Origin of the sequence: Streptomyces chrestomyceticus JCM 4735, from assembly GCF_003865135.1 — a bacterium.
Classification (GTDB): domain Bacteria; phylum Actinomycetota; class Actinomycetes; order Streptomycetales; family Streptomycetaceae; genus Streptomyces; species Streptomyces chrestomyceticus.
Window position 1 is genome coordinate 2864682 of record NZ_BHZC01000001.1, and the last position, 26997, is coordinate 2891678.

The 26997-nt window shown below is 71.5% G+C and carries 20 protein-coding genes and 1 pseudogene; 5 read left to right on the top strand and 16 right to left on the bottom strand.

Features of this window, described 5'->3' with window-relative positions:
* Window positions 1-120 precede the first annotated feature (120 nt).
* Window positions 121-2565, bottom strand: a complete 2445-nt coding sequence (locus EJG53_RS11780; RefSeq protein WP_125044800.1) for a polysaccharide lyase 8 family protein — start codon at window positions 2563-2565, stop codon at window positions 121-123.
* Between the two features lie 237 nt (window positions 2566-2802).
* On the opposite strand from EJG53_RS11780, the gene EJG53_RS11785 reads away from it, so the two are divergent.
* On the top strand, window positions 2803-3438 hold the full coding sequence (locus EJG53_RS11785; protein WP_125044801.1) for a YceI family protein: 636 nt from the start codon (window positions 2803-2805) through the stop codon (window positions 3436-3438).
* A gap of 90 nt (window positions 3439-3528) precedes the next feature.
* On the opposite strand, the gene cimA is transcribed toward EJG53_RS11785, so the two are convergent.
* The 6 genes from cimA to EJG53_RS11815 all read right to left on the bottom strand — a co-directional run bounded on the left by cimA (window position 3529) and on the right by EJG53_RS11815 (window position 10758).
* Window positions 3529-5139, bottom strand: coding sequence for a citramalate synthase (gene cimA, locus EJG53_RS11790; RefSeq protein ID WP_125044802.1), 1611 nt, complete (start codon window positions 5137-5139; stop codon window positions 3529-3531).
* Window positions 5140-5538: 399 nt separating this feature from the next.
* Window positions 5539-6858 carry an MFS transporter gene (locus EJG53_RS11795; RefSeq protein WP_125044803.1) on the bottom strand — a complete coding sequence of 440 codons (1320 nt, stop codon included), beginning with the start codon at window positions 6856-6858 and terminating at the stop codon, window positions 5539-5541.
* 65 nt (window positions 6859-6923) lie between these two features.
* On the bottom strand, window positions 6924-8147 hold the full coding sequence (locus EJG53_RS11800; protein WP_125044804.1) for a TolB family protein: 1224 nt from the start codon (window positions 8145-8147) through the stop codon (window positions 6924-6926).
* Between the two features lie 222 nt (window positions 8148-8369).
* Complete coding sequence (locus EJG53_RS11805; RefSeq protein ID WP_125049318.1) at window positions 8370-8987, bottom strand: TetR/AcrR family transcriptional regulator; 618 nt, start codon at window positions 8985-8987, stop codon at window positions 8370-8372.
* Between the two features lie 17 nt (window positions 8988-9004).
* Entirely contained in the window at window positions 9005-10054 is a 1050-nt protein-coding gene (locus EJG53_RS11810; protein ID WP_125044805.1) for an agmatine deiminase family protein, read from the bottom strand.
* Window positions 10055-10317: 263 nt separating this feature from the next.
* Entirely contained in the window at window positions 10318-10758 is a 441-nt protein-coding gene (locus EJG53_RS11815; RefSeq protein WP_244955105.1) for an ATP-binding protein, read from the bottom strand.
* A 199-nt stretch (window positions 10759-10957) separates the two neighbouring features.
* Between EJG53_RS11815 and EJG53_RS11825 the strand changes: the two genes are divergently transcribed.
* The gene (locus tag EJG53_RS11825; protein WP_154806369.1) at window positions 10958-12283 is read left to right on the top strand and encodes a hypothetical protein; all 1326 of its coding nucleotides are present in this window, start codon (window positions 10958-10960) and stop codon (window positions 12281-12283) included.
* Here EJG53_RS11825 and EJG53_RS11830 read toward each other — a convergent pair.
* The 3 genes from EJG53_RS11830 to EJG53_RS11840 all read right to left on the bottom strand — a co-directional run bounded on the left by EJG53_RS11830 (window position 12280) and on the right by EJG53_RS11840 (window position 15410).
* Window positions 12280-12822 (bottom strand): NUDIX hydrolase, encoded by a 543-nt coding sequence (locus tag EJG53_RS11830; protein WP_125044808.1) that lies wholly within the window; start codon window positions 12820-12822, stop codon window positions 12280-12282. The genes EJG53_RS11825 and EJG53_RS11830 overlap by 4 nt on opposite strands.
* A gap of 147 nt (window positions 12823-12969) precedes the next feature.
* Window positions 12970-14055, bottom strand: a complete 1086-nt coding sequence (locus tag EJG53_RS11835) for a branched-chain amino acid aminotransferase (RefSeq protein WP_125044809.1) — start codon at window positions 14053-14055, stop codon at window positions 12970-12972.
* A gap of 314 nt (window positions 14056-14369) precedes the next feature.
* The gene (locus tag EJG53_RS11840; RefSeq protein WP_125044810.1) at window positions 14370-15410 is read right to left on the bottom strand and encodes a 3-isopropylmalate dehydrogenase; all 1041 of its coding nucleotides are present in this window, start codon (window positions 15408-15410) and stop codon (window positions 14370-14372) included.
* Window positions 15411-15555: 145 nt separating this feature from the next.
* On the opposite strand from EJG53_RS11840, the gene EJG53_RS11845 reads away from it, so the two are divergent.
* Complete coding sequence (locus EJG53_RS11845) at window positions 15556-17127, top strand: purple acid phosphatase family protein (protein WP_125044811.1); 1572 nt, start codon at window positions 15556-15558, stop codon at window positions 17125-17127.
* A 69-nt stretch (window positions 17128-17196) separates the two neighbouring features.
* On the opposite strand, the gene EJG53_RS43310 is transcribed toward EJG53_RS11845, so the two are convergent.
* On the bottom strand, window positions 17197-17328 hold the full coding sequence (locus EJG53_RS43310; RefSeq protein ID WP_274535863.1) for a hypothetical protein: 132 nt from the start codon (window positions 17326-17328) through the stop codon (window positions 17197-17199).
* A gap of 321 nt (window positions 17329-17649) precedes the next feature.
* Between EJG53_RS43310 and EJG53_RS11850 the strand changes: the two genes are divergently transcribed.
* Window positions 17650-18279, top strand: coding sequence for a Uma2 family endonuclease (locus EJG53_RS11850; protein ID WP_244955106.1), 630 nt, complete (start codon window positions 17650-17652; stop codon window positions 18277-18279).
* A 66-nt stretch (window positions 18280-18345) separates the two neighbouring features.
* Here the strand turns inward: EJG53_RS11850 and pruA are convergent, their stop codons facing one another.
* On the bottom strand, window positions 18346-19977 hold the full coding sequence (gene pruA, locus EJG53_RS11855) for an L-glutamate gamma-semialdehyde dehydrogenase (protein ID WP_125044812.1): 1632 nt from the start codon (window positions 19975-19977) through the stop codon (window positions 18346-18348).
* Between the two features lie 108 nt (window positions 19978-20085).
* The gene (locus EJG53_RS11860) at window positions 20086-21012 is read right to left on the bottom strand and encodes a proline dehydrogenase family protein (RefSeq protein ID WP_125044813.1); all 927 of its coding nucleotides are present in this window, start codon (window positions 21010-21012) and stop codon (window positions 20086-20088) included.
* 266 nt (window positions 21013-21278) lie between these two features.
* Here EJG53_RS11860 and EJG53_RS11865 point away from each other — a divergent pair, with 266 nt between their 5' ends.
* Window positions 21279-22592 carry a PucR family transcriptional regulator gene (locus EJG53_RS11865; protein ID WP_125044814.1) on the top strand — a complete coding sequence of 438 codons (1314 nt, stop codon included), beginning with the start codon at window positions 21279-21281 and terminating at the stop codon, window positions 22590-22592.
* Between the two features lie 664 nt (window positions 22593-23256).
* On the opposite strand, the gene EJG53_RS11870 is transcribed toward EJG53_RS11865, so the two are convergent.
* From EJG53_RS11870 to serA, 3 genes and pseudogenes are all read right to left on the bottom strand, one after another.
* Window positions 23257-23898 (bottom strand): TetR/AcrR family transcriptional regulator, encoded by a 642-nt coding sequence (locus EJG53_RS11870; RefSeq protein WP_125044815.1) that lies wholly within the window; start codon window positions 23896-23898, stop codon window positions 23257-23259.
* A gap of 204 nt (window positions 23899-24102) precedes the next feature.
* Window positions 24103-25083: a PRC and DUF2382 domain-containing protein gene (locus tag EJG53_RS11875; protein ID WP_125044816.1), complete on the bottom strand. Its 981-nt coding sequence runs from the start codon at window positions 25081-25083 to the stop codon at window positions 24103-24105.
* 261 nt (window positions 25084-25344) lie between these two features.
* Window positions 25345-26936: pseudogene (gene serA, locus EJG53_RS11880) on the bottom strand (phosphoglycerate dehydrogenase).
* Window positions 26937-26997: the final 61 nt, after the last annotated feature.

The window sequence follows — 26997 nt, forward strand, 5'->3', positions numbered from 1 at the left end:
GCGGTATGTATGGGCCCGACAAAACGTGACCGCGCGGCATTGTGGCAGTCCGCTGCTTGACGGGCGGCGGGCCACCTTGATCACCCCGTCGGCACCGCTGTGATCAGGGGGAACGGCCGGTCAGCGGGGTGCGACCGTGCAGGTGTGGGTGGTGCAGGAGGTGCCTGGAGTGACGCGCAGGCGGAGTGCCGGGGCGGTCGCCAGGACCGTGACGGAGGGGTCGGCGGTGAGCACCGCGCGGACCGGCCGGTCCCAGATCACCTCGAACGGCTTCCCGGTGCGCGGCGGCTCGGCCACGCACAGTGACGCCGTACGGGCGCCGTGCGCCCCGCGCGCGGTCCGCGCCGCCCGCTCACGCAGCAGCACGCTCGCGGGCGCCGAGACGGTCAGGCCGCCCACCGAACCGGCCTGCCAGAAGTTCGCGGCGGTCAGCCCGAGCGAGGGGACGGCGACCGCCTGCCGTTCGCCGGTGTTGGCGAGGACGGTCAGCCAGTGGCGGTCGGCGGCCCGGGCGGCGAGGGCGCGCGGGCCCGCCCCGGGCATCAGCAGGTAGGCGTACGCGGCGTCCGCCGGGTCGGTGCCGTGGTCGATCCACAGGGTCAGGTAGCGGCGGGTGTACGGGTCGGGCGAGCCGCCGGTGTTGATGTCGCTCCACGCGCCCGTCCGGGTGTCGCGCAGCACGTGCGGGACCGTTTCCCCGCCGCCGGGGACGCGGGGGAAGACGTACCCGCCGTGCCCGGCCAGATGCATCCAGCGGGCGCGCGGGAAGGCCAGCGGACGGCCGGGCGCCGCGGGCTGCCGTACGCCGTCGACGGTCAGCGCCTGCATGCCCGAGGCGCCCAGGTTGCGGTTGTCCACGACGGTCTCGGCGGGCACGCCGTCGCCGGAGGTGATGCCCGCGCCCAGGCAGATGACGCAGTCCGCGGCGAAGAACCAGGACTTCTTGGCGCGCAGGGTGGAGGACAGGCCGCGCACGTCCTGCCCCACCGCGGCGAACTCGCCGTCGGTGGTGCCGCCCACCCACCGCGCGGCGGGCTTGGGCAGACCCCAGCCGCCGCCCTCGTTGTCGGCCAGCCGCTTGGCGGACACGGTCGTGCCGGGCAGGCGGTACGGGTCGACGGTGGGCCAGAAGGCATCCGTGTACTGGTCGTTCGCGAAGTCCCGGCCCCACCAGTAGAGCATTCCGGCGCCCGTGTGCCAGCCGCGCGGGTTCTCGCCATTGCCGTTCTCGTAGTACGTGATGCGGTCCGAGGCCATGGCCAGGCCGGCGGCCCAGCCGGGGCGGCGGTGCACGGCCCGGTCCATGGCCGGGAAGAGCCGGTGGGCGACGGGTTCCGGCGCGACCGGGCCGCCGTCGTCCGCGAGCCCCTTGAGGCGGGCGAGGTCGGCGATCTCGTACTGCCGGTCGGCGAGCACCGGGTAGCTGGTGTCACGCCGCATCCAGCCCCGGACCATGGCCTGCCAGTGGTCCCGCTCCTGCGGCGTGGCCGCCTCCGCCAGGAGGGCGACGGCGGCGACCAGGGCGTGTCCGTGGAAGTGGTCGCTGCGCATCACCCGGCGCTCGTCGGCGCGCAGGTAGCCGCGGCTGACGGCGCGCCCATTGACACTGTCCATCATCAGGCCGTTGTAGAGCAGGGGCGCGTAGGCGTGCTCCACGCTGTCGAAGATGATCTGGCGCTCCGGGTCGGTGACGGCCCAGTCGGTCCCGGCGAGCAGGGTGAAGAGGCGGCCCAGTCCGTCGAGCAGGACGAAGCCGTAGGTGCCGGAGTAGGCGACCCAGGTGTGCTGGACGAAGGAGCCGTCGGCGTAGAGGCCGTCGCCCTTGGTGACGTACGGGAAGACCGGGGACAGCGCGTCGCGGGCCAGCGCGATCTTCGCCGGGGCGCCGCCGAGGATGCCGCGCAGGGCGACGACGCGGCACAGGTCGACGCGGTTGGCGCCGGTGCTGGTACCGGTGTAGTCGCCGAGCATGCCGTCCGGGACGAAGTGGTCGACGGCGGCCAGGTACCGGGTCCGCCGGTCCGCGCCGAGCTGCTCGTACAGCATCGCGACGGCGTCCAGGAGGAGGCGGGGGCTGCCGATCTGCCACTCCCACCAGTTGCCGTAGCGCGCCGTACCCGCGTGGTAGACCGTGTCGTGCACATGGTCCAGGCCCTTGACGACGTCGGCGGCGAGGGCGGCGTCGCCGGTCAGCCCGGTGCCGGGCTGGGCGTGGGCGCGGGCCATGGTGGCGAGGCGGCTGTAGCTGCGGGTGATGCCGGCCGGCGGGTCGAAGGGGCTGTCGGGCCAGAGCGAGCCGGCGGCCGGGCGCATGGCCGCGCGGAAGCCGCGGGCCAGTTCGCCGGTCTCCTTCAGGCGGGCGGCGTACGGTTCGGCGGCGGGGTCGAAGCCGGTGCCGAGCTGGATGCCGAGCCAGCGGCGGCGCAGGGCCTCGTACGGATCGCCCTCGGCGGCGTGCGCGGCGGCGGCCGGCCCGGTGAGCGCGGGCGTCAGCGCCAGGCCGAGCGCGCCCGCTCCGGAGAAGCCGAGGAAGCCCCGGCGGGACCAGACGGGGGAAGGCGGCACGGTCCGTCCTCTCCGTGAACGTCGGGTGCGTACGGAAACGGTCTGGTGGAGCGGTGTCCGACGGTCTAGCACGGCTCCGACACTCCGACAATGCCCATGACACGTCCGCCACCCGGGGCCGACCCGCCGCGGGAGGCCCCGCATCACTCACCCGGACCCGAACTGTTGAAACTTGAACTAGATCGCGCTACGCTCAATCTCGTTGAAGGTTTAACAACCCACTTCCGAGGAGGAGCCATGGCTCTGTTCACCCGCAAGCGCGCCACGGCCACGGACGCCGGCCGCACCACCGCCCAGCGGCCCGCCGCCGTCCTCGACGCCGACCCGGCCCTCGCCGCCCTGACCGGCGACTACACCATCGACCCGGCGCACAGCCGGATCGGCTTCACCGTCCGGCACGCCATGGTCACCAACGTCCGCGGCGCCTTCGGCACCCACGAGGGCTCCCTCCACCTGGACGGCGCCGACCCGGCCCGCTCCACCGCCGCCGTCGACGTCACGATCGCCTCCGTCGACACCGGCATCGCCGACCGCGACGCCCACCTGCGCGGCAGCGACTTCTTCGACGCCGACACCTTCCCGCTGATGACGTTCCGGTCCACCGCGGCCGAGCGCGTCGGCGGCGACACCTACCGGCTCACCGGCGACCTGACGATCAAGGACGTCACCCGGCCGCTCACCATCGACCTGGAGTTCCAGGGCTCGGCCACCGACGTGTACGGCGCCGAGCGCGTCGGCTTCGAGGGCAGCGCCGAGATCCTGCGCTCCGACTGGGGCCTGACCTGGAACGCGGCGCTGGAGACCGGCGGCGTGATGGTCAGCGACAAGGTCAAGCTCACCTTCGACATCTCCGCGGTGAAGGCCGCCGCCTGAGCCGAAGGCTCCCGAGAACCCCGCGGCCCCGTACCGGACCCCTCCCCCAAGGACCGGTACGGGGCCGCGGTCATGCCCGCGCGCCGCGGGCTACTCCTGCGGCTCGACCCCGGCCCGCAGCAGCCCGAACGCGTACGCGTCGTCCAGTGCCTGCCACGACGCGGCGATGACGTTCTCGGCGACGCCGACCGTCGACCACTCCCCCTGCCCGTCGCTGGTCGACACCAGTACCCGGGTGATCGAACCGGTGCCCACCCGGCCCTCCAGGATGCGGACCTTGTAGTCCACCAGCTCCAGCCCGGCGAGCTGCGGATAGATCCGCTCCAGCGCCACCCGCAGCGCCCGGTCGAGCGCGTGCACCGGACCGTTGCCCTCGGCGGTGGCCACCAGCCGCTCGCCCTTGGCCCACAGCTTCACCGTCGCCTCGTTGGCGTGCGTACCGTCCGGCCGGTCCTCGACGATCGCCCGCCACGACTCCACCCGGAAGTACCGCAGCGGCCGCCCCTCCGCCTCCTCGCGCAGCAGCAGCTCGAAGGAGGCGTCGGCGGCCTCGTACGTGTACCCCGCCAGCTCGCGCTCCTTGACCCGCTCCACGACCCGGCCGACCAGCTCCCGGTCGCCGCTCAGGTCGAAGCCCAGCTCCTTGCCCTTGAGCTCGATGGAGGCGCGCCCCGCCATGTCGGAGACCAGCATCCGCATGCTGTTGCCGACCAGCGCCGGGTCGATGTGCTGGTACAGGTCCGGATCGACCTTGATGGCGGAGGCGTGCAGCCCGGCCTTGTGCGCGAACGCGGAGACGCCGACGTACGGCTGGTGGGTGGAGGGCGTGAGGTTGACGACCTCGGCGATGGCGTGCGAGATGCGGGTGGTCTCGGCCAGCTTGCCCTCGGGCAGCACCTGGCGCCCGTACTTCAGCTCCAGGGCCGCCACGACCGGGAAGAGGTTGGAGTTGCCGACCCGCTCGCCGTAGCCGTTCGCGGTGCACTGGACGTGGGTGGCGCCCGCGTCCACGGCGGCGAGGGTGTTGGCCACCGCGCAGCCGGTGTCGTCCTGGGCGTGGATGCCCAGCCGCGCCCCGGTGTCCGCCAGCACGGTCCGGACGACGGCCGCGACCTGCGCGGGGAGCATGCCGCCGTTGGTGTCGCAGAGCACCACCACGTCGGCGCCGGCCTCGCTCGCGGTCCGCACGACCTGCTTGGCGTAGTCCGGGTCGAGGGCGTACCCGTCGAAGAAGTGCTCGCAGTCCAGGAACACCCGGCGGCCCTGCGCGCGCAGGTGGGCGACGGTGTCCCGCACCATCGCGAGGTTCTCCTCCGGCGTGGTGCGCAGCGCCAGCTCCACGTGCCGTACGTGCGACTTGGCGACCAGCGTGACGACCGGCGCCTGCGACTCCAGCAGCGCCGCCACCTGCGGGTCGTCCTCGACCCGTACGCCGGCCTTACGGGTCGCGCCGAAGGCGACCAACTGGGCGTGCCGGAAGTCGATCTCCGTACGGGCCCGCTCGAAGAACTCGGTGTCCCGGGGGTTGGCACCGGGCCAGCCGCCCTCGATGAAGCCCACGCCGAAGTCGTCCAGGTGCCGGGCGATGGTCAGCTTGTCCGTGACGGTCAGGTTGATGCCCTCGCGCTGGGCTCCGTCGCGCAGCGTGGTGTCGAAGACGTGGAACGCGTCGGACAACGCGGATTCGGGTACGTCCGTCATGGCTGGTCTGGCTCCTGTCGGGGTCTCGGTTTACCGGAATAACCGGTTCCACCGCCCCCTCGTGGTCCCGCGCGCTCCGCCTCCGGCGGCAGGTGGGCCGGAAACGAAAAGACCCCTCGCGGATGCGAGAGGTCTGCGCGCGGGTCTGGGGCGACGGTGACCGCGCCGTACTCGGGTGGGTACGGGGCGGTCACTGCGGACCGGCGCGCCTGCTGCCAATAATCGTGGCGAACGGGAGCATGGGGGCATCTTGCCATACGTTCCCGGAGGGAGGGGGGGTGTCTCAGAGTGCGGGCCACGGGGGTGGCGGTTCCTGTTGTCCTCAAGCGCCGGACGGGCTTGTTTTTGGCTGAAGGCCGCCGGTAATGGCGGTTCCTGTGTCCTCAAACGCCGGACGGGCTATTTCTTCGCCGGTTGCGGGCTCGCGACAGGGGTCTGTTCCGCCTTCTTCACCCTGTTCAGGTCGATGGTCCTTGTCTCCCGCATCGTGACGTAGACGATCAGTGACACCGCGGCGCAGCCGGCCACGTACCAGTAGTAGCCCGACTCGATGCCGCCCTTCTTGAACCAGAGGGCGACGTACTCGGCGGTGCCGCCGAAGAGGGCGTTGGCGATGGCGTACGGGAGGGCGACGCCGAGGGCGCGGATGCCGGTGGGGAAGAGTTCGGCCTTCACGCAGGCGTTGATCGAGGTGTAGCCGGTGACGACGAGCAGGGCGAGCAGGGAGAGGCCGAGGGCGGGCCAGAAGCTGCCGGCGTGCTTCAGGAGCGTCATGATCGGCACGGTCAGGAAGGTGGAGCCGACCGCGAAGGTGATCAGCAGCGGGCGGCGGCCGATCCGGTCGGAGAGCTTGCCCGCCAGCGGCTGGACGCACATGAAGACGAACAGGGCGCAGAAGCTGACCAGCGAGGCGGTCGGCTTGTCCAGGCCGGCGCTGCCGGAGAGGTACTTGGTGAGGTAGGTCGTGTACGTGTAGTACGCGACGGTGCCGCCCATCGTGAGGGCGATGACGAGGAACGCCTCGCGCCGGTGCGCCCACAGCGCCTTGAGCGTGCCGCGCTCGGGGTCGTTCTGCGCGCTGTCGTCCTGCGCGTACACCTCCGTCTCCAGCATGTTGCGCCGCAGGTAGAAGACGATGGCCGCGCCGAGCGCGCCGATGATGAACGGGATGCGCCAGGCCCAACTGTGCAGGGCGTCCTCGGACATGGTGCGCTGGAGGACGATCTGCAGGCCGAGTCCGAGGAGCTGGCCCGCGGTCATCGACACGTACTGGAAGCTGGAGGCGAAGCCGCGCCGTCCGGGGGCGGACGCCTCGGTGAGGTAGGTGGCGCTGGCCGCGTACTCGCCGCCGACCGAGAGCCCTTGCAGCATGCGGGCGACGAGCAGGACGGCGACGCCGCCGTACCCGGCCACCGCGTAGGTCGGCGCGACGGCGATGAGGATGGCCGAGGCGGACATCAGGGTGACGGTGAGGGTCAGCGCGGCCTTGCGGCCCTTGCGGTCACCGACCCGGCCGAGCACCCAGCCGCCCACCGGCCGCATGAAGAAGCCGACCGCGAAGATCCCCATGGTGTTCATGAGGTTGGCGGTGTCGTTCCCCTTCGGGAAGAAGGAGTCGGCGAAGTACACCGCGAAACTGGCGTACACGAACCAGTCGAACCACTCGACCATGTTGCCGGCCGAGCCGACCCAGATCTTCTTCCACTGCTCTCGTCCCATGACGGATCACGGTCGCCGACGCCGCCCGCCGCGGCAAGAGCCCGGCGGGCAACGATCACGCTTCGTTACCTGCGGAGTATGCGCAGGAACACGTCCGTCTCGTGGTTGGTGTCGCCGTCGACCAGGTCGTCGAGGTGCGACTCGAAGACGACCGCGCGGCCGTCCGGGGTCATCGCGTCGGGCCCGGCGGTGGCCGCCCGGGGCTTGCCGTCGGTCCCGGGGCTGACCAGGGTGTCCTTCCCGGTCCGCAGGTCCTTGACGTACAGCCCGTACTCGACACCGGAGTAGCGCAGCAGCAGGCGCCGGCCGTCCGGGCTGATCGCGTCCGCGGTGGCGTACTGGTTGCCGCCGATGCCGTCCACGCGCCGGACCGTACCGGTGCGGGTGTCGCGGACGAAGACGTAGGACCGGGCCTCGTCGGGCACCGGCACGATGTTCTTGGCCGACGAGTTGAAGGCGACGGTACGGCCGTCGGCGCTGATCAGCGGGTCGGTGGAGCCGGAGGTGGCGGGCAGGCCGTCGGCGGTGGTGTCGATCTGCCGCTGCTCGCCGGTACGCAGGTCCGCGAGGTGGATGTCGGCCCAGTCGCGCTCACCGCCGGGGCCGCCGCCGCGCCGGCTGCGTTCCCGGTAGGCCACCTTGCTGCCGTCGGCGCTGATGCGCGGCGAGTCGTAGCCGCGGCCTTCCTTGGCGGGGACCCTGCTGGCGCGGCGTGTCGTGCCGGTCTTGCGGTCGCGTACGTAAATGCGGCCGAGGTCCTCGTTCGCGGGCGGGACGGTGTCCTGCCGGCCCGCAAAGGCGACGTAGCGGCCGTCGGCGCTGAGCGCGGGCGTCTCGCCGCCGGTGAAGCCCGCGTCCATGCCCAGGTCGGCGCGTTCCAGGCGTCCGGTGCGGATCTCGTAGACGTAGACGTGGTACTGGCCGCCCGTCTCGGCGTTGAAGGCCACGTAGCGGCTGTCCGCGCTGATCGTCGCGAAGTCGGCGTTGCCGGGGCCGAGCGGGGCGTTGATGCGGCGGAGGGTGCCGGTGCGGCGGTCGCGCAGGAAGACGTCATGGACGAGAGGGCCGTCGTTGTCGTCGCCCGGCACGAGGTTGTCGGCCTCCGAGTCGAAGGCGACGTACCGGCCGTCCGGGCTGATCGCGGCGTTGAACGAACCGCCGCCGACCGCTTCCGAGCCGTCGGGCGCGGTGTTGACCCGTTCCGTACGGGGCCCGTGGCCGCCCGCCGCCACCGCGGACGCGTCGGCACCGCCCAGCGCCACCGTCCCCACGAGGACGGCGACCGCCACGGCCCCCGATAACCCACGTCTGCCCATACCCGTCCGCACGCCCATGTTTCCCCCCGGAAACACCCGCCTCCGGCCCTGCGCCGGAGCGCCAGGGGATACAACCGCATCGGCCGCGACAGGGTCAATGCGCTCTTTTCCGTACAACCAGGACCGGGTGCCGGATGTCAGACGCCAGGCTCCCGATGCCGAACGCCCAACGCCCAACGCCCAACGCCCAACGCATCAAGCATCCGGCGCACCCAGCCCCTCATCCAAGAACTCCCCCACATGCCGCAGCACCTGCTGCCGGTCCAGGCCCGGCAGGCCGACGACGAGGTGGGTGCTGAAGCCGTCCAGCAGCGCGCGCGTACGCGTGGCGAAGCGCTCCGCGTCCACGGCCCGCAACTCGCCCTTCGAGGCACCTTCGACCAGCAGCGCCACCAGGTCGCGGTGCCAGGCCAGTTCCAGGTCGAGCTGGCGCTCGCGGGCCGCGTCGTCCGCGTTCTGCGAGCGGTTCCACACCTCCAGCCACAGGGTCCAGCGCGGGTCCCGGTGCCCTTCGGGCAGGTACAGCTCCACCAGGGCGTCGAGCCGCTCGCGCACGGGAACACGACGCGCGAGCGCGGCCCGCCGCCGGGCGCCCAACTGCTCCTCGCTCCACTGGAGGGTCTGGAGCAGCAGCTCATCCTTCGTACCGAAGTAGTAGAGGATGTGCCCGCTGCTCATCCCGACCTCGCGGCCCAGCCCGGCCATGGTCAGCCGGTCCAGGCCCGACTCGGCGATGGTGGCCATCGCCGCGGCGAGCACCTGCTCACGCGGCTGGGCGAGCCGCCGCCGAGGCCGTCGGGCCGGTCCGGGCACGGGAACCTCCGGGTACGTCACACTGTGCCCACCTTGGGCTGCTGCTGGGTGATGCAGTGGATGCCACCGCCCGCTGCGAAGATCGTACGGGCGTCGACCGGCGTCACCGTCCGCTCGGGGAACAGCCGCCGGAAGATCGCGGCGGCCTCCTCGTCCCGCGGGTCGCCGAAGGCGCACAGCACCACGCCGCCGTTGCACAGGTAATGGTTGATGTACGAGTAGTCGACCAGCTCGCCATCCGCCTCCACCACGGTCGGCGCGGGCACCTCGACCACCTCCAGCCGCCGGCCGCGTGCGTCCGTCGAGGAACGCAGCAGCCCGACGATCTCCGCGCACACCTCGTGGTCGGGGTGGGCCGGATCAGGCTGGGTGTGCGCGACGACGACGCCGGGCCGGGCGAACGCCGCGACGATGTCCACATGCCCCCGCGTCCCGAACCGCCCGTAGTCGGCGGTCAGTCCACGCGGTAGCCAGATCGCCTTCGTGGTACCGAGGCAGGCGTGCACCTCCGCCTCGACCTCCTCCTTCGTACGCCCCGGATTGCGCCCGGGATCGAGCTGCACGGTCTCCGTCAGCAGCACCGTCCCCTCGCCGTCCACATGCAGCCCGCCACCCTCGTTGACCAGCGACGACCGGTACGTACGGGCCCCGGCCAGCCCGCCCACGTACCCGCCGACCTCGGCGTCCCGCTCCCAGCGCGCCCAGTCCTGCGCACCCCATCCGTTGAACACCCAGTCCACGGCGCCCAGTTGACCGCCCCCGCCGACCAGGAAGGTAGGCCCGATGTCCCTCATCCACGCGTCATCCAGCGCCCGCTCCACGACCTCGATCTCCGGCCCGAGCAACTGCCGCGCCCCCTCCCCTTGCCCGACACCCGCCACCACCGTGACCGGCTCGAACCGCCGCACGGCCCGCGCAACACCCGCCCAGGCCCGCCGGGCCGACTCCAGCCCCTCGCCATCCTCCTCACCGAAGGTGGCATTGGGCCCGGGCCAAGCCATCCAGGTCCGCTCGTGCGGAGCCCACTCAGCAGGCATACGGAAGCCGTCGGCGGCGGGAGTCGTCATGGGCGGGGTCCTCCGAACTCGGGGCGGGGGCCGGGGCGAGGCGGGGCGGCCCCCGTCCGGACCGCCCTGCGGCCTGTGCGCGGCGTTTCCTGCCGCCGGTTTAGTACGTCACTCTAATTGTCGACTGGTAGACGTCAACCCCTCGCTTATGAGCGTGCAGTAAGTTTTAGAGCGACACTTAAACTCCAGTTCGCCACGGCAGCCCGCCGACCGCCGACAGGGCTCCACAGGTTGCGGGGCATCGGGAGCTCCCTCGATCACGATCAAGTGCCGGGAGTATCGACATCGCACCCGGATGAGACCTGTTCGCCTGCGATGTCGGGCTCCGCAGGTACGTGAAGAGGCACACGGGCCCAGACCGTCTTCCCGAGGGGAGTACGCAGACGGTCGCCGACCTCCTCGGCAAGTACGGACACCAGCCATAGCCCCCGGCCGTGTTCGGCCTCCTCGTCGGCTTTCCCCCTCCGTGGCATCCGACGACTCGCGTCAGAAACCTCGATGAGGCAGACCGCACCCCCGTCCTCCACCCTTACCTCGAACAGGCGACCCGGGACACCGGCGTGCTGAACGGCGTTCGCAGCCAACTCAGCGCACACCAGGAGGACACGTGCGGCATCGTCCTGTGTGTACCCCCACGCGTCGAGGACGTTGCCGACCAGCCTGCGAGCGAGAGAGACACACTTGGCGTTCGCCGTGAACTGCATCTTCCATTGCCGACGTCCGGAGCATTGCGGGTTTCCAGCGTTCATCGAGAGCTCGACTCCCCTCATTTCGGTGCTTCCGGAGAACAGCTCACCGCAGGCCGACGCCACGGAACCAGGCCATGCTGGTTACCCAACGTGGGTAACATGTCGCCCGATTGGACAACCACCACCCCGGCACCGTTCACAGGGAGGGGCGACGATGTCCGTAAGGCAGCCCCATCGCACCTTGCCGGCCGATCTCCTGGCGAGCGCCGAGTGGCGGGACGCGTGCCGACGGCGCGATTTCCCGCACATTTTCCGGCTGGTCAAGGTGAAGGCCGGCATCTACCCCGCACAGATCGCCGCTCTTTGCGACATGACCCCCAGCCGGGTGGGAGAGATTGCCGCCGGGCGACGAGGGCTGGCGCATATCGACGTCATCGAACGGGTTTCCGATGGGCTGCGCATTCCGGGAGCCATGCTCGGCTTGGCCCACCGCCCCTGGGAAATTCCTTCGGCACCGTCGTCCGATGCCCCGCCATCGCCCTGCACACCCACCGCAGCACCTGACACCTGGATGACACGGGAGGCGCCCCCGGACGGTGCGGAGTATGTCGACGATCTCTTCACCTTGGCCGACGGGCACATCACTCCCTCGGCCCTCGTGGCCCTGCGATCCTCGGCGGAGGACTACTGGCACCGCGACGACCAGCACGGAGCGGCGACCCTGCGGCCGGCCGTCGTGGGCCACCTGCGCTACGTCACCCAGCTCGGGCACAGATGCACGCAGGAGTTCCGTGGCGAGCTGCGGTCCCTGGCGGCCGAACTCGCCCGAATGGCAGGCTGGGCCTATTTCGACGCGTGCAGGTACAGCACGGCGCGGGCCTACCTCGCTCAGGCTCTGAAGCTCTCCCTCGACCAGGCCGACGGCCTTTTCGTGGCGAACGTCCTGCAGACCATGAGTCTGCAGGCCATGTACGACAGCAATCCGATGAACGCCCTCGCTCTCGTATGCCGGGCCCAGGACACAGCCAGAGCAGCAGTCGATCAGCCCTTGGTGATGTCCATGCTGTTCATGCGTGAGGCATTCGCCCAGGCGATGCTGAGCGACAGCCTGGCCTGCCATACCGCCATCGACGAAGCCCACCGCCACTACGACCGTGCCCGCGGTCGGGAGCAGGAGGCGCCTTTCTGGGCGCGCTATTTCGACGAGGCGAAACTGATCGTCGACACGGGCATCGCCCTGGCGCGGCTCGGTGCAGCGCCTCGCGCCGAGCCGCTGATCGCCGAGGGGCTCCGCCGGGAAAGCGGGTCCCGGCAGCGCGGCCGCGCCTTCCACGCCTTTTGGCTGGCGAGCACTCAACTGCAACAAGGCGCACTCGACCGTGCGTGCGACAGCGCCGTACTCGCCCTCGATCTCTTGGCTGTCGTCGACTCGCCGCGAGTAACGGCGCACATCCGGGATTTCCACCAGCGCCTGGCACCGCACGCACGGGCTGCCCCGGTCATCGCTTTCGAGCAGCGGATGCGCGAAGTGTTCGGCTAACCAGCGCCCTGGGTGGCCTCGTCCAGCAGCAGATACAGCAGACCGACGAGTGAACCGCTGCTGACGATTTCACGCCGGTCGATCATGCCCCGAATCTCGGACAGGGGAATCCATTCGATCCGGTCGGATTCATTGAGTTCCGTCGGGTCACCGACCCGCGTCGCCCCGTCGGCCCTGAACACGTGATGCTCGGAATCGGTGATGCCGTTCGCGGGCTGCGCGTACACCAGTGGTTTCATCGACTCGACGCGCCAGCCGGTCTCTTCTTCCACCTCACGCGCCGCCGCCCGTTCCGGAGTCTCCCCGTCCTCGATCAGGCCCATCGGGAGTTCCCATCCCCAGACGTCCGTCACGAAGCGGTGCCGCCACATCATCAGCACCCGCCGCTCCTCGTCGACCACCACGGCGACAGCCAGATGCCGCATCCGCACGACGTGATGTTCCCATCGCCGGCCATCGGGCTGCTGGACGTCGACGAGCCACAGGTTGACCCACGGGTTGCTGTAGATCTGCCGTTCGCCATGGACGGTCCACTGCATGGTCCCACTCCTCCTCGCCGGCGTCGGTCCAGCATGTCACCGACCATGGCCCCAGGAGGGAGGTCTCCGGTTACCGCGCGACCACCCCGAAACGCCGAACGGCCCCCCGGCGAAATGCCGGACGGCCGTTCTGTCGTACGTACTGGATCAGCCCAGCGGATGCATCCACCCATGCGTGTCAGGGGTGACGCCCGTCTGGAGGTCCAGGAGGGCCTTGCGGAGTTTCATGGTGGCCTCGCCGGGCTTGCCGTCGCCGACGGTCCAGGAGGCGGTCTCGGACTTGACGGAGCCGACGGGGGTGATCACGGCGGCGGTGCCGCAGGCGAAGACCTCGGTCAGGGAGCCGTCCTCGGTGGCGGCTTTCCAGTCGTCGACGGAGATGCGGCCCTCGGCGGCCTCGTAGCCCAGGTCGGTGGCGATCTTCAGGAGGGAGTCGCGGGTGATGCCGGGGAGGAGGGAGCCGGACAGCTCCGGGGTGACGATCTTGTTCCCGTACACGAAGTACAGGTTCATGCCGCCCATCTCCTCGATCCAGCGGCGCTCCAGGGCGTCCAGCCAGACGACCTGGTCGCAGCCGTGCTGGGCGGCCTGGGCCTGGGCGACGAGGGACGCCGCGTAGTTGCCGCCGGTCTTGGCGGCGCCGGTGCCCCCGCGCACGGCGCGCACGTACTCCTGGGAGAGCCAGACGGAGACCGGCTTGACGCCGCCGGTGAAGTAGGCGCCGGCCGGGGAGGCGATCACGATGAACAGGTACTCGTTGGCGGGCCGGACGCCCAGCCCGACCTCGCTCGCGATCATGAAGGGGCGCAGGTAGAGCGACTCTTCGGCGTTGGTCGGCACCCAGTCCTTGTCCTGCTTGACCAAGGCGTCGCAGGCCGCGACGAACGTCTCGACGGGCAGCTCGGGCATGCCGAGGCGGCGGGCGGACGCCTGGAAGCGCCGGGCGTTGGCGTCCGGGCGGAAGGTGGCGACGGTGCCGTCGGGCTGGCGGTACGCCTTCAGGCCCTCGAAGATCGTCTGCGCGTAGTGCAGCGTCATGTTGGCCGGGTCCATGGACAGCGGGGCGTACGGCACCAACTGGGCGTCGTGCCAGCCGCGGCCTTCGGTCCACTTGATCGTCACCATGTGGTCGGTGAAGTACCGGCCGAAGCCGGGGCTGGCCAGGGCCCGCTCCCGCTCCGCGTCGGAGAGCGGGTGGGAGGAGGGCTTGAGCTCGATCGTGGGCGTCGTCATGAGTGCGTGTCCTTCACCGGTGAGGTTGTGGGGCCGCGCTCACGAAGTCCTTGTCGGTACAGGACGTCCGGTATTTCCCCTCGTACAGCGGCTCCACGTTCGATTATCGCTCCCGAGGTGCCGGGGACGGAAATGCCGTGGTGCGGGGAGGGTGGGACGCCGGAGTTCCGAGGGCGGGTCCGTGGGCACCGGCCAGGGGTCGATGGTCGCACCCAACCCGGCGGTAGCACAGTCGCGGACCTGCGTGACAGCGCCGGGTCGGGGCGGCCCGGCGCTGTCGGGTCAGCGCGTGTTCGCTCGGCGAGCGGCGGGCCTCAGCCGGCTACTCGCGTGGCGAGCGCGTCGCCGATCTCGCCGGTGGTGCGGGGGATCTCGTCGCGCGCCGCGAGGTCGGCGGCGACGGCTTCCTCGATGCGGGCCGCCTCGGCCTCGTACCCGAGGTGGCGCAGGAGGAGGGCGGTGGACAGGACGGTGGCCGTGGGGTCGGCCTTGCCGGTGCCCGCGATGTCCGGCGCCGAGCCGTGCACCGGCTCGAACATGGACGGGAAGGCGCCCGTGGGGTTGATGTTCCCGGAGGCGGCCAGGCCGATGCCGCCGGTGACGGCCGCGGCGAGGTCGGTGAGGATGTCGCCGAAGAGGTTGTCGGTGACGATCACGTCGAACCGCTCGGGCTGCGTGACGAAGAAGATCGTCGCGGCGTCGACGTGCAGATAGTCGGTGGTGACCTCGGGGTACTCCTCGCCGACCTTGTCGAAGATCTTCTTCCACATGTGGCCGGCGTGCACCAGGACGTTGTTCTTGTGGACCAGCGTCAGCTTCTTGCGCGGCCGCGCGTCGGCCCGCTCGTACGCGTCCCGGACCACCCGCTCCACGCCGTACGCGGTGTTCAGGCTGACCTCGGTGGCGACCTCGTGCGGGGTGCCGGTGCGCAGGCTGCCGCCGTTGCCCGTGTACGGGCCCTCGGTGCCCTCGCGGACGACGACGAAGTCGATGTCGGGACGGCCGGCGAGCGGTGTCGCGGTGTTCGGGAAGAGCTTGGAGGGGCGCAGGTTGACGTAGTGGTCGAAGGCGAAGCGCAGCTTCAGCAGCAGGCCGCGCTCCAGGATTCCGGACGGTACGGACGGGTCGCCGATGGCGCCGAGCAGGATCGCGTCGTGCTCCTTGAGCGACTCCAGCTCCGCGTCCGGCAGGGTCTCGCCGGTGGCGTGCCATCGCCGGGCGCCGAGGTCGTACTCCTTGGTTTCCAGCTTGACGTCCTGCGGGAGGACCGCGCCGAGGACCTTCAGCCCTTGGGCCACGACCTCCTGGCCGATACCGTCACCGGGGATCACTGCGAGGCGAATGCTGCGAGACATGGCTGGACCCTACTCTTCGTCCCAGTGGTTGACACGTGGTGTCCGGCATACGGACAGATGGACTGCCGAACCCATGGACAGCCGGACACCTGCCGTTCACCCGCGGGGCCCCGGCCGGTCGGACAGTGGTGCGACGTTGCGGTCCATGGACACACCACGCGTGGGCATCCCCGAACCGCTCGCCAGCCGGATGAGCATGCCCGAGCAGCACGAATACCTCCGCACGAAGCTGACCCGCCGGGGTCTGCTGCGCGCCTCCGCCGTGACCGCCGGCGCCGTCGCGGGCGGCGGCCTGCTGGCGGGGCCCGCCCAGGCCGCCACCCCGTCCCCCACCCTGCTCTCCTCCCCCGCCACCGGTGCCGTGCACGGCTCGCTGGTCGCGCCGTTCGGCCGGCACCTGGCCTTCGGCGCCGACCCCCGGCACCAGATGCGCGTCTCGTGGCAGGTGCCGTTCGCGGTCAAGCGCCCGTTCCTGCGCGTGGGGCTGCGCCCCTGGGACCTGAGCCGCAAGATCCACGCCGAGGTGCGGGACCTGCACACGCCCGCGCTGGGCAAGAAGCTGCCCGCGGTGGACCAGTACTACCTGCACGCGGCGCTCGACGGCCTGCGTCCCGGCACGACGTACTACTACGGGGTCGGCCACGACGGCTTCGACCCCGCCGACTCCCGCCACTTCGGCACCCTCGGCACCTTCCGCACCGCCCCGGCCCGGGCCGAGCGGTTCGTCTTCACCGCCTTCGGCGACCAGGGCGTCAGCTACCACGCCCTCGCCAACGACCAGCTCATCCTGGGCCAGAACCCGTCCTTCCACCTGCACGCGGGCGACATCTGCTACGCCGACCCGGACGGCAGCGGCACCGAGCACGACACCTACGACGCGCGCCAGTGGGACCAGTTCCTCGCGCAGACCGAGTCGGTGGCCAAGACCGTGCCGTGGATGGTGACCACCGGCAACCACGACATGGAAGCCTGGTACTCCCCCAACGGGTACGGCGGCCAGAACGCGCGCTGGAGCCTGCCGGACAACGGGCCGGACGCCGAGAACGCGCCCGGCGTCTACTCCTTCACGTACGGGAACGTCGCCGTGGTCGCGCTCGACGCCAACGACGTGTCGTACGAGATCCCCGCCAATCTCGGCGTCACCGGCGGCAAGCAGACCACGTGGCTGGACCGCGAACTCGGCGAACTGCGCGCCACTCGGGGGATCGACTTCATCGTCGTCTTCTTCCACCACTGCGCCTTCTCCACCACCAACGCGCACGCCTCCGAGGGCGGCGTGCGCGACGCCTGGCTGCCGCTCTTCGAGAAGCACCAGGTGGACCTGGTGGTCAACGGCCACAACCACGTCTACGAGCGGACCGACGCCATCAAGGGCGGCCGGGTCTCCAAGAAGATGCCCATCGGCGAGACGGTGGACTCCTCGCGCGAAGGCATCGTGTACGTGACGGCCGGCGGCGCGGGCAAGTCGCTGTACGACTTCCCCGTACCGGACAGCTACGAGGGCCACGTGAAGGACCTCGACCATGTGGACACGTACCACTGGGCCGAGGGCAAGGTGAAGGTCAAGGAAGCCGCGCAGTGGTCGCGGGTCCGCTACACCGGCTACTCCTTCATCGCGGTCGAGGTCCTGCCGGGCCACCGGCCGCGGATGAAGGTCACCGCGCTGGCCGAGTCCGGCGAGAGCATCGACCGCTTCGAGGTCACCCGGCGCCGCTGAGCGCGGGCACGGGCGGGCGTGCCCGCGCGCTCGGCGCGCCGCACCCCCGCCCGCCGGGCGGCCCCGGGCTCAGTGCCCGGTCGAGCCGCCGTTGTCCCGGCGGTCGAGCGCCCGCTGGAGCGCCGCGGCGGCGTTCTTGCGGTCGGCTTCGCCGGTCGCACGGGCGGAGTGACGGATCCTGCGGACAGCGGTCTTGGTCATGATGCGCCTCCAATGCCAAAGCCCCGAGAGATGAACGGAAGCGTCCTTCCGGAAACGGCCGACCAACGCGGGGGCCACGGCGTCAGCAGGGATCACCTGCCCACACGCACCGGGCCGCACCCGCTCCGCCGCTCGATGGAGCGGAACGTTCGGCTCCTACAAAGCTAAGCCAGCATCGCCGTGCTGTCTGCACAATTACTTGGCCTTCCTACTATCTGAGACGGGCGATGGCCTGAGGTGCTCGTTCGAGTGATCGGTCGAGGTGCGGACCGTACGGGCGCCCCGGCTCGCGGACACTCGGGGCGGAGGTGGTGCTAGACCATGACCGAACTGCTGGACGACGATCCCGGAACCGACCTGCGCGAGGTGCTGTGGCGGGTCCGGACGCACATGGAACTCCCCGAGGGCTTCCGCGCGGAGATCATCGAGGCCGACGAGGACTCGGGCTGCATCGAGGTGTCGCACACCGGCCCTCACGCGCACGCCCGGGTCGCCGACCGGTTACGCAACGCCATGGACGCCCACCTGGGCGACGGTCCGTACGCCGTCCGGTTCGGCATCGACATCGTCGACAGCCGCCACGTGTGGTGCCCGGACGCCGTCATCGCCCTCGAAGACGACGTCGAGAACGGCACCTGCGAGTACGGCCTCGCGGCGTCCGAGGTGCCGCTGGTCGCGGAAGTGGTGGCGCCGGGCCACGAGGAGAGGGAGCGCGACCGGGTCCGCAAGCGCCGTGCCTACGCGCGGGCGGGCATTCCCGTGTACGTCCTCATCGATGACTACGATCTCCGCGGCACCGTCTCCGTGTTCACCGTCCCCCGTCCCGACAAGGCCGACTACGCCGCCGAACACCGCGTCCCCTACGGCATGGACGTCGAGGTCCCCGAAGGCCCCGCCAAGGGCTTCGTCATCGGTGAGGCGATCACCGGGCCCCCGCGCGACGACGGCTGACGACGCCGACGGCCCGGCACCCCCGCCAAGGGAGCGCCGGGCCGTCGGCATGACAGGGCTATCAGGTCAGCCCATGTGCGGGTAGCGGTAGTCCGTCGGGGCGACCATCGTTTCCTTGATGGCGCGGGGGGACATCCAGCGGAGCAGGTTGAACTTCGAGCCCGCCTTGTCGTTGGTGCCCGAGGCGCGGCCGCCGCCGAAGGGCTGCTGGCCGACGATGGAGCCGGTGGGGCGGTCGTTGAGGTAGAAGTTGCCGGCCGCGAAGCGGAGCTTCTCGGAGGCGGCGACCAGGACCTGGCGGTCCTGGGCGAGGACGGCGCCGGTCAGGGCGTACGCCGAGGCGGACTCCATCTGCTCCAGCATCGCGTCGAAGTCGGCGTCCTCGTAGACGTGGACGGCGATGATCGGGCCGAAGTACTCGGTCTTGAAGACCTCGTTCTCCGGGTCCGAGCAGACGATCACGGTCGGGCGCACGAAGTAGCCGACCGAGTCGTCGTAGCTGCCGCCCGCGACGATCTCGCAGGTCGGGTCCTCCTTGGCGCGGTCGATCGCGGCCTTGTTCTTGGCGAAGGAGCGGTCGTCGATGACGGCGCCGATGAAGTTCGACAGGTCGGTGACGTCGCCCATGGTGAGGCCCTCGACCTCCGCCACCAGGTCGTCCTTGAAGCCGTTCTCCCAGGTGGAGCGGGCGATGTAGGCGCGGGAGGCGGCGGAACACTTCTGGCCTTGGTACTCGAACGCGCCGCGGGTGACGGCCGTCTTCAGGATCGCCGGGTCCGCGGTCGGGTGGGCGACGATGAAGTCCTTGCCGCCGGTCTCGCCGACCAGGCGCGGGTACGAGCGGTAGTTGGTGATGTTCTCGCCGACCGCCTTCCACAGGTACTGGAAGGTGGCGGTGGAGCCGGTGAAGTGGACGCCGGCCAGCTCCGGGTGCGGCAGCGCGACCTCGGAGACCTCCTTGCCGTCGCCGGTCACCAGGTTGATGACGCCCTTGGGCAGGCCGGCCTCCTCCAGGAGCTGCATGAGCAGGATCGCGGAGTGGGTCTGCGTGGGGGACGGCTTCCAGACGACGACGTTGCCCATCAGGGCGGGCGCGGTCGGCAGGTTGCCGGCGATGGCGGTGAAGTTGAAGGGCGTGATCGCGTAGACGAAGCCCTCCAGCGGGCGGTGGTCCAGGCGGTTCCAGACGCCGTTCGGCTGAACGGGGGGCTGCTCCTGGAGCAGCTCGCGCGCGAAGTGGACGTTGAAGCGCCAGAAGTCCACCAGCTCGCAGGGCGCGTCGATCTCGGCCTGCTGGGCGGTCTTGGACTGGCCGAGCATCGTGGAGGCGGCGATGGTCTCGCGCCAGGGGCCCGACAGCAGGTCGGCGGCCTTGAGCAGGATCGCGGCGCGGTCGTCGAAGGACATGGCGCGCCAGGCCGGGGCGGCGGCCAGGGCGGCGTCGATGGCGTCCTGGGCGTCCTGGCGGGTGGCGTTGGCGTACGTACCGATGACGGCCTTGTGGTTGTGCGGCTGCACGACGTCGAAGCGCTCGCCACCGCCCATCCGCTTCTCGCCGTTGATGGTCATCGGCAGCTCGATGGGGTTCTCGGCCAGCTCCTTGAGCTTGGCCTCCAGGCGCGCCCGCTCGGGGGAACCGGGGGCGTAGCCGTGCACCGGCTCGTTGTACGGGGCGGGGACGTGGGTCACGGCGTCCATGTCGGCCGTCTCCTTCGGTCGGGGGTGTGCGGGTACGTCAAGTTGTGGGGCGCCGGGCCACGGGGCGGCCCGGCGCGTGCGGTCCGGCCGCGGGGCCGGCCGCCCGGCTCAGCCCTTGGTGACGAGCGAGCGCAGGAAGAACGCGAGGTTGGCGGGGCGCTCGGCGAGGCGGCGCATGAAGTAGCCGTACCAGTCCGTGCCGTACGGGATGTAGACGCGCATCCGGTGACCCTCGGTGACCAGGCGCTCCTGCTCGGCCTCCCGGATGCCGTACAGCATCTGGAACTCGTACTCGGCGGGCTTGCGGCCGTAGCGGCGGCCCAGTTCCTGGCCGATCGCCACCATGCGCGGGTCGTGCGACCCGATCATCGGATAGCCCTCGCCGGCCATCAGGATCTTCAGGCAGCGTACGTACGCCTTGTCGACCTCCCGCTTGTCCTGGAACGCGACCGTCGCGGGCTCCTTGTAGGCGCCCTTGACCAGGCGCACACGGGAGCCTTCCCCGGCGAGCGCGCGGCAGTCGTCCTCGGTGCGGAAGAGGTAGGACTGGAGCACCGCGCCGGTCTGCGGGAAGCGGGTGCGCAGTTCGCCGAGTATCGCCAGGGTGGAGTCGACCGTGGTGTGGTCCTCCATGTCCAGGGTGACCGTCGTGCCGGCCTCGGCGGCGGCCTCGACGACCGGGGTGACGTTCTTCAGGGCCAGCTCGTGGCCGCCGGGCAGGGCCTGGCCGAAGGCGGAGAGCTTGACCGACATCTCGGCGCGCTCGCCGAGGCCCAGGTCCTTGAGGGCGGCGGTCAGCAGGAGGTAGGCGTCGCGGTTGCGCAGCGCCTCGGCCGGATCGGTGATGTCCTCACCGAGGTGGTCGAGGGTGACCTCCATCCCGCGGTCCGCCAGGGACCGCACGGCGGCCATCGACGCGTCCAGCCGTTCACCGGCCACGAACCGGTCGACGACCGGACGGGTGACCGGGGCCGCCGAGACGATTCGGCGGATGCTGTCGCTGCGGGCTGCTGCGAGAAGCACGGGACCCAGCACGGGGCACCTCCACGATTCAAGATGACAAGCCGGGCGGGCGCCTGGCAGGCGGGCGCGACGGCGAGATGAGCCACCTGAAACTTAAGGATCTCGCCAGTTCGCGGCCATCGACAGCTGTCTGGCCTTCGTGGCCGGGATCTCAGACAGATGTATGACAATGGAGGGGGACCACAACGGCACCGGAGGACCCACCTCCCCCGGTGACCGCACGGACAGCGACGGCCGTACGGCTCGGGAGCGCCAGCCGGAAAGGAGCCATACGGCACATGCGGGGCGACTATCAGCAGCTCGTGGACGAGATCTCGGCCGCCCTCGGCGCCCCGGCGACCCTGGAGGACCGCGACTTCGGTCTGATCGCCTTCGGCGCGCACGAGGGCGACGACGACCTGGTCATGGACCCCGTACGGACCCGTTCGATCCTCCAGCGCCGCTCGACGGCGGCGGTACGGGCCTGGTTCGAGGCGTTCGGCATCGCCCGCGCGAAGACGGCGCTGCGCATCCCGCCCGACCCGGCGGCCGGGGTCTTCAAGGGCCGGATCTGCCTGCCCGTACGCCATCGCGGCATCGTGCAGGGGTACGTCTGGCTGCTGGACGACGGCCACCTGACCGACCTGGAGCTGGGCGGTGGCGGCGCGCCGCCGGACCCCCGGATCGAGCAGGCGATGGAGTCTGCCTCCGGCATCGGCGCCCTGCTGGCGGCGGAGGCCCGCGCGGGCGCCGAACTGGGCGACCTGCTGCGCGCGCTGCTGGTCTCGCGTCCCACGGAGCGCACCGCCGCGGCGGCGGCGCTGCGCGACGGGCTGCGGTCCGCGGCGGACGCGCCGCTGCTGGTGGTCGCGGTGACGCCGTGGGACGTGCCGGAGGCCGATCACGCGCCGCTGCCGAACCTGCCGGGGCTGCTGGCCGCCTGCGCGCTGCCCGCCGCGAACGGGGCGTCCGAAGAGGTGCCGGGCCCGGCGGCCGCGAACGGCGCGGCGGCCGCTGCCGGAGGACGGCGCTCCGCCCCCGTCCCGCCGTCGCGGGCGACCGCCGACGCCCCCTCGCTGGCGGCGCTCGTACGGCTGCGTTCGCCGTCGGCCCTCGCCGCGGCCCACACGGTGGCCGAGCACCTGCTGCGCTCGCCGCGCGCGGGCGGCGCTCTGGCGCCGGCCGGGACGGACTCCCGTACGCTGCCCGGCGCCGCCGGACTCGGCACGCCCGTACGGGACTTGGCCGGCCTGCCCACCGCCTGGCACGAGGCGCTGGCCGCGGCGCGGGCCGCGCGCGCCGAACCCCGGCTGGGCCCGGTGGCCGAGTGGGACGCCATCGGCGCGTACCGCCTGCTGACGGGTCTGCCCTCGGCCGAACCGGACCCGCCGGTCCGTCCGCTGCTGACGCCCGCGCACAGTGAACTCGCCCGTACGGCCGAGGTGTTCCTCGACTGCGCGGGCCAGGCGGGCCGCGCCGCCCAGGCGCTCGGTATCCACCGGCAGACGCTGTACTACCGGCTCGGCCGCGTCGAGAAGCTGACCGGACTCGACCTGGACGAGGGCGGCGACCGCCTGCTGCTCCACATGGCGCTGAAGACGGCGCGGCTGTGAGGCGTCCGCCACCTGCGGTTCCGGGCGTGCCGACGGTACGGCCGGTGCCCGCACGACGGGCGCACGACCGCGCACGGGCCGGGTGCCGGACGGCGCCGTGACCCGGGCGCCCGGGAACGGAGGTTTGTTGAGTACTGGACAGGCGGCGGGTCCGGACGGACGATAAGACTCTGCGGCCGGTACCCGTCGCGAGCACGCGGTACCCGCAAGAGATGCGGCCGCCGCCGGGAGAAGAACCGGAACCGGCGGCGACCGACTGCCGGGCGACGGGGCTCCTCTTCCCCCTCACCCGGCACGGTTCGCCCTTCCTGGTGGGCCGGGGGCGCGCGGGAGGACCCCTGGCTGGAATGGACCGGGAAGGGCGGGGCCGGAGGCGCGTGTTCGCTGCGTGGCGCGGATCTCCGGCCGGTCTTGGGTGCGGACTGCTCGGCGACCTCTGGGTCTGGGAGATCCGGGCCCGGCGGTAGCTGCTGCCTGGTCCCGTACGGCGAGCGTAGAGCGCGGCGGCGCGACCGGACAAGGGCCGGTCGGTCAAATACCGAACGCTCTCGGCCGGTTGACCGGTACGGGCGGCCACCGGCGCCGGGTCCGCAGGCGGCCCGGGCACGGTCACGGGGCGGGCGGCCGGGACGCGGCGAGCAGGCCGGCGGGCGGCCCGGTACGGTCAGGAAGCGGCCGCTCCGCCGCCCGTACGCTCCTCTTCCGGCCCGCGCGCCGACGCGGAGAGCACCGTTCCGGAGAGCACCCTCCGCATCGCCTCCACGAGGTCGCCGCCCGAGGGCAGCGCCGCCGGGGAGACCAGGGACTGCACCATCAGGCCGGTGAGCAGCGCCTGGTAGAAGGAGCCGACGACGCGCGCCGACTCCGCGTCCACCTCGGTGTCCGGCACGTTCTCGAAGACCGCGACCAGCCCTTCGCCGCCCTCCGGCAGGACCGTGGCCAGCGCCGCGCGCAGTTCGGGGTCGCGGGGCAGCAGGCCGAGCACCTCGACCTGGGAGGCCACGAAGTCGCGCTGCTCCAGGAAGCTCCGCAGGATGCGGTCCCACCCGGCCGCGAAGCGCTCCACGGGGTCACCGGCCGCTTCCCCGCCGCCCGCCTCCTCCGTACCGGCGAGCCCGGCGCCCCACTCCTCGACGGACTCCACCAGCGCCTTGCGCATCAGGACGTCCTTGGAGCCGTAGTGGTAGCCGATGGACGCCAGGTTGGTGCCGGAGGCGGCCACGATGTCGCGGGCGGTGGTGCGCGCGTACCCCTTTTCCAGGAGGCAGCGCTTGGCCCCTTCCAGCAGGTCTTCACGGTGTCCCATGCGGTCAGCCTATGCCCGGCGGGCAGCGGTACCGGACGCGGTACAGCGGTGTACCGGGCAGGCGTACGAGCGGAGCCCGGCCGCCGAGGCAGTACGGAGCGAGCCTGGCAGTACGGAGCCCGGCCCGCCGCGCTGTGGGTGCGGCGGGCCGGGCCCGTGGAGCGGCGGACTGCCGGAAGCGGCGGCGCCCAGGGGGCCGGCCGCCTACCGGCCCCGCTCGGGGCCCGGACCGCCGCGGCCCCGCTCCGGCCCCTGACCACGGCCGCGCCGGTCGCGCCGGCCGGTGCCCTTGCCGTCGTCGAACTCCACCTCTTCCCGGTGGACCTCGGTGTTGACCTCCTGCTGCTCGGTGACCCGCTCGGTCTCCAGCCGGATCCGCTCGACCGGCACGTTCTCCTTGCGGACGACGACCTGCTCCTCGTAGAGCGTGACGTCCAGCTCACCGTCACCGAGCTTCGGCTGCTGACCCCGTTCCTTGCGACGGTCCTCTTCGGTGATCTTCTCGCGCCGAATGCGCGCCTCGTCGTGGCTGACGGGTACGGTGCGGTGCACCTCCTCGGTCTCCACGTGCTTGCGCAGCCGGGCGTGACCGGCCTCGCGTGCCTCGGTGCCGATCTCGACGTGCTCCTCGGAGACGAGCATCTCCGGGTTCTGTTCCTTGGACCGCGCGGCGTCGTCCCGGCCTCGGGACATGGCCATCGCACCGGCTCCGGCCCCCGCGCCGGCCAGCGGCGCGGACTCGGTCCGCTCCCGGCGGCGCTCCTCGGGCCGGTGCATGCCGGCCGCCCCGGCGGCACCGGCGGTGCCCATCCCGGCTCCGGTGGTCGTGGTCCGCCCGGGGACCGTGCCGGTCGGCGCGGTGCCCGGCCGGGACATCCCGTAGTGCCGGTAGAGCCGTTCCTCCTCGGCCGGTTCCAGGTGCCCGTCCGCGTCGATCCGCGGGGCGTCCTTGATCTGGTCCTTGGTGTACGGAACCTGCAGTTCGTCGCCCACCCGCCGGCCTCCGGCGAGCGGTACGAAGGTCTCCTTCATGCCGAACAGGCCGGTGCGCACGGTGATCCACTCGGGCGCGTCGGTGGCGTCGTCCCGGTAGATCTGCTGGACCGAGCCCACCTTGGTGCCCTCCGCGTCGACCACGTTCATCTTGGTCAGATCCTGAGGGTTCTCACCCAGGGGTGCGTTCATGGCGTCGCTCTCCTTCCGCACGCGCCGGCAGGGGGCACGCGCAGTTCCCATTGCGCGCCGCCCCGCCGCGCGCAGCGAGTCGGAAAACCCCCGGGACACCGGCTCGACGGCGAGTTTGCGGGGCGTCCGGCATCGGTCCGCACTAGGCCGAACGGGTGACGGGCCGACCACTCCCCCGCTGTCGCGGGCGCGCACGGCAGCGGGCCCGGGCTCCCGCCGCAGCGGGGCCCGGGCCCGGTGTCGCACACGTACGGACGTGCCTCAGTCCGCGAGGTTGACCGCGCGCGCCGAGGTGGCGCCGATCTCGTCGGCGATCTCGGCGAGCACCGCCGCCGGGATCGTGTCGTCGACGGTCAGCGCGACCAGCGCCTCGCCGCCCGCGTCGGCCCGTGAGACCTGCATGCCCGCGATGTTGATGCCCGCCTCGCCGAGGATGCGGCCGAGCGTGCCGACGACGCCGGGGCGGTCGCCGTAGCGCAGGAAGGCCATGTGGTCGGCGAGCGCGAGGTCGATGGAGTGCTCACCGACCGCGACGATCTTCTGCTGATTCTTGTTGCCCGCCAGGGTGCCGGAGATGGAGATCTCGTCGCCGCCGGACAGGGTGCCGCGCACGGTGACCACGTTGCGGTGCTCGGCCGACTCGCTGCTGGTGGTCAGGCGCACCTCGACACCGCGCTCCTGCGCGAACAGCGGGGCGTTGACGTACGAGACGGTCTCGGCCACCACGTCCTCGAACACGCCCTTGAGCGCGGAGAGTTCCAGCACCTTGACGTCGTGCTGGGTGATCTCGCCGTACACCTCGACGTCCAGGCGGACCGCCACCTCGCCCGCCAGCGCGGTGAAGATCCGGCCCAGCCGCTCGGCCAGCGGCAGCCCCGGCTTGACGTCCTCGGCGATCACGCCGCCCTGGACGTTGACCGCGTCCGGCACCAGCTCGCCCGCCAGCGCCAGGCGCACCGACTTGGCGACCGCGATGCCCGCCTTCTCCTGCGCCTCGCCCGTCGAGGCGCCGAGGTGCGGGGTGGCGACGACCTGGTCGAACTCGAACAGCGGGGAGTCCGTACAGGGCTCGCTGGCGTAGACGTCCAGGCCCGCGCCGGCCACCCGGCCCTCCTTGAGGGCGCTGGCCAGCGCGGTCTCGTCCACGATGCCGCCGCGCGCGGCGTTGACGACGCGCACCGTCGGCTTGACCTTGTGCAGCGCCTCGTCGCCGATCAGGCCGAGGGTCTCGGGGTCTTGGGGAGGTGGACGGTGATGAAGTCCGCGACCTCCAGCAGCTCGTCCAGCGAGACCAGCTTGACGCCCATCTGCGCGGCGCGGGCCGGCTGCACGTACGGGTCGTACGCGACGATCTTCATGCCGAAGGCCGACATCCGCTGCGCGACCAGCACGCCGATCCGGCCGAGGCCGACCACGCCGAGGACCTTCTCGGACAGCTCGACGCCGGTGTACTTGCTGCGCTTCCACTCGCCGTTCTTCAGGGCGGTGTTCGCCTGCGGGATGTTGCGGGCGGTGGCGACCAGCAGGCCGCAGGCCAGCTCGGCGGCGGTGACGATGTTGGAGGTCGGCGCGTTGACGACCATCACGCCGGCCTTGGTGGCGGCGGAGACGTCGACGTTGTCCAGGCCGACACCGGCCCGGGCGACGACCTTGAGCTTGCGGGCGGCGGCGATGGCCTCGGCGTCGACCTTGGTCGCGCTGCGCACGAGGATCGCGTCGACGTCGGCGATGGCGGGCAGCAGCTCGGCGCGGTCGGCGCCGTTGCAGTGCCGGATCTCGAAGTCCGGGCCGAGGGCGTCGACGGTGGCGGGCGACAGTTCCTCGGCGATCAGTACGACAGGTTTCGAGCTCACGTGGTCTTCAGTCCTCACTAGTCCTGGGGCCCCACCCGTGCCCCTGATGGCTACGGGGAGG

Bases quoted from the DNA above. Each gene is read 5' to 3' on its own strand.
- EJG53_RS11810 (WP_125044805.1), bottom strand. From the start codon at position 10,054: ATGACGACTCCCGCCGCCGACGGCTTCCGTATGCCTGCTGAGTGGGCT.
- EJG53_RS11845 (WP_125044811.1), top strand. From the start codon at position 15,556: ATGGACACACCACGCGTGGGCATCCCCGAACCGCTCGCCAGCCGGATG.
- pruA (WP_125044812.1), bottom strand. From the start codon at position 19,977: ATGGACGCCGTGACCCACGTCCCCGCCCCGTACAACGAGCCGGTGCAC.
- EJG53_RS11835 (WP_125044809.1), bottom strand. From the start codon at position 14,055: ATGACGACGCCCACGATCGAGCTCAAGCCCTCCTCCCACCCGCTCTCC.
- EJG53_RS11825 (WP_154806369.1), top strand. From the start codon at position 10,958: ATGTCCGTAAGGCAGCCCCATCGCACCTTGCCGGCCGATCTCCTGGCG.
- EJG53_RS11785 (WP_125044801.1), top strand. From the start codon at position 2,803: ATGGCTCTGTTCACCCGCAAGCGCGCCACGGCCACGGACGCCGGCCGC.
- EJG53_RS11840 (WP_125044810.1), bottom strand. From the start codon at position 15,410: ATGTCTCGCAGCATTCGCCTCGCAGTGATCCCCGGTGACGGTATCGGC.
- EJG53_RS11830 (WP_125044808.1), bottom strand. From the start codon at position 12,822: ATGCAGTGGACCGTCCATGGCGAACGGCAGATCTACAGCAACCCGTGG.
- cimA (WP_125044802.1), bottom strand. From the start codon at position 5,139: ATGACGGACGTACCCGAATCCGCGTTGTCCGACGCGTTCCACGTCTTC.
- EJG53_RS11870 (WP_125044815.1), bottom strand. From the start codon at position 23,898: ATGGGACACCGTGAAGACCTGCTGGAAGGGGCCAAGCGCTGCCTCCTG.
- EJG53_RS11795 (WP_125044803.1), bottom strand. From the start codon at position 6,858: ATGGGACGAGAGCAGTGGAAGAAGATCTGGGTCGGCTCGGCCGGCAAC.
- EJG53_RS11850 (WP_244955106.1), top strand. From the start codon at position 17,650: ATGACCGAACTGCTGGACGACGATCCCGGAACCGACCTGCGCGAGGTG.
- EJG53_RS43310 (WP_274535863.1), bottom strand. From the start codon at position 17,328: ATGACCAAGACCGCTGTCCGCAGGATCCGTCACTCCGCCCGTGCGACC.
- EJG53_RS11875 (WP_125044816.1), bottom strand. From the start codon at position 25,083: ATGAACGCACCCCTGGGTGAGAACCCTCAGGATCTGACCAAGATGAAC.
- EJG53_RS11815 (WP_244955105.1), bottom strand. From the start codon at position 10,758: ATGCAGTTCACGGCGAACGCCAAGTGTGTCTCTCTCGCTCGCAGGCTG.
- EJG53_RS11865 (WP_125044814.1), top strand. From the start codon at position 21,279: ATGCGGGGCGACTATCAGCAGCTCGTGGACGAGATCTCGGCCGCCCTC.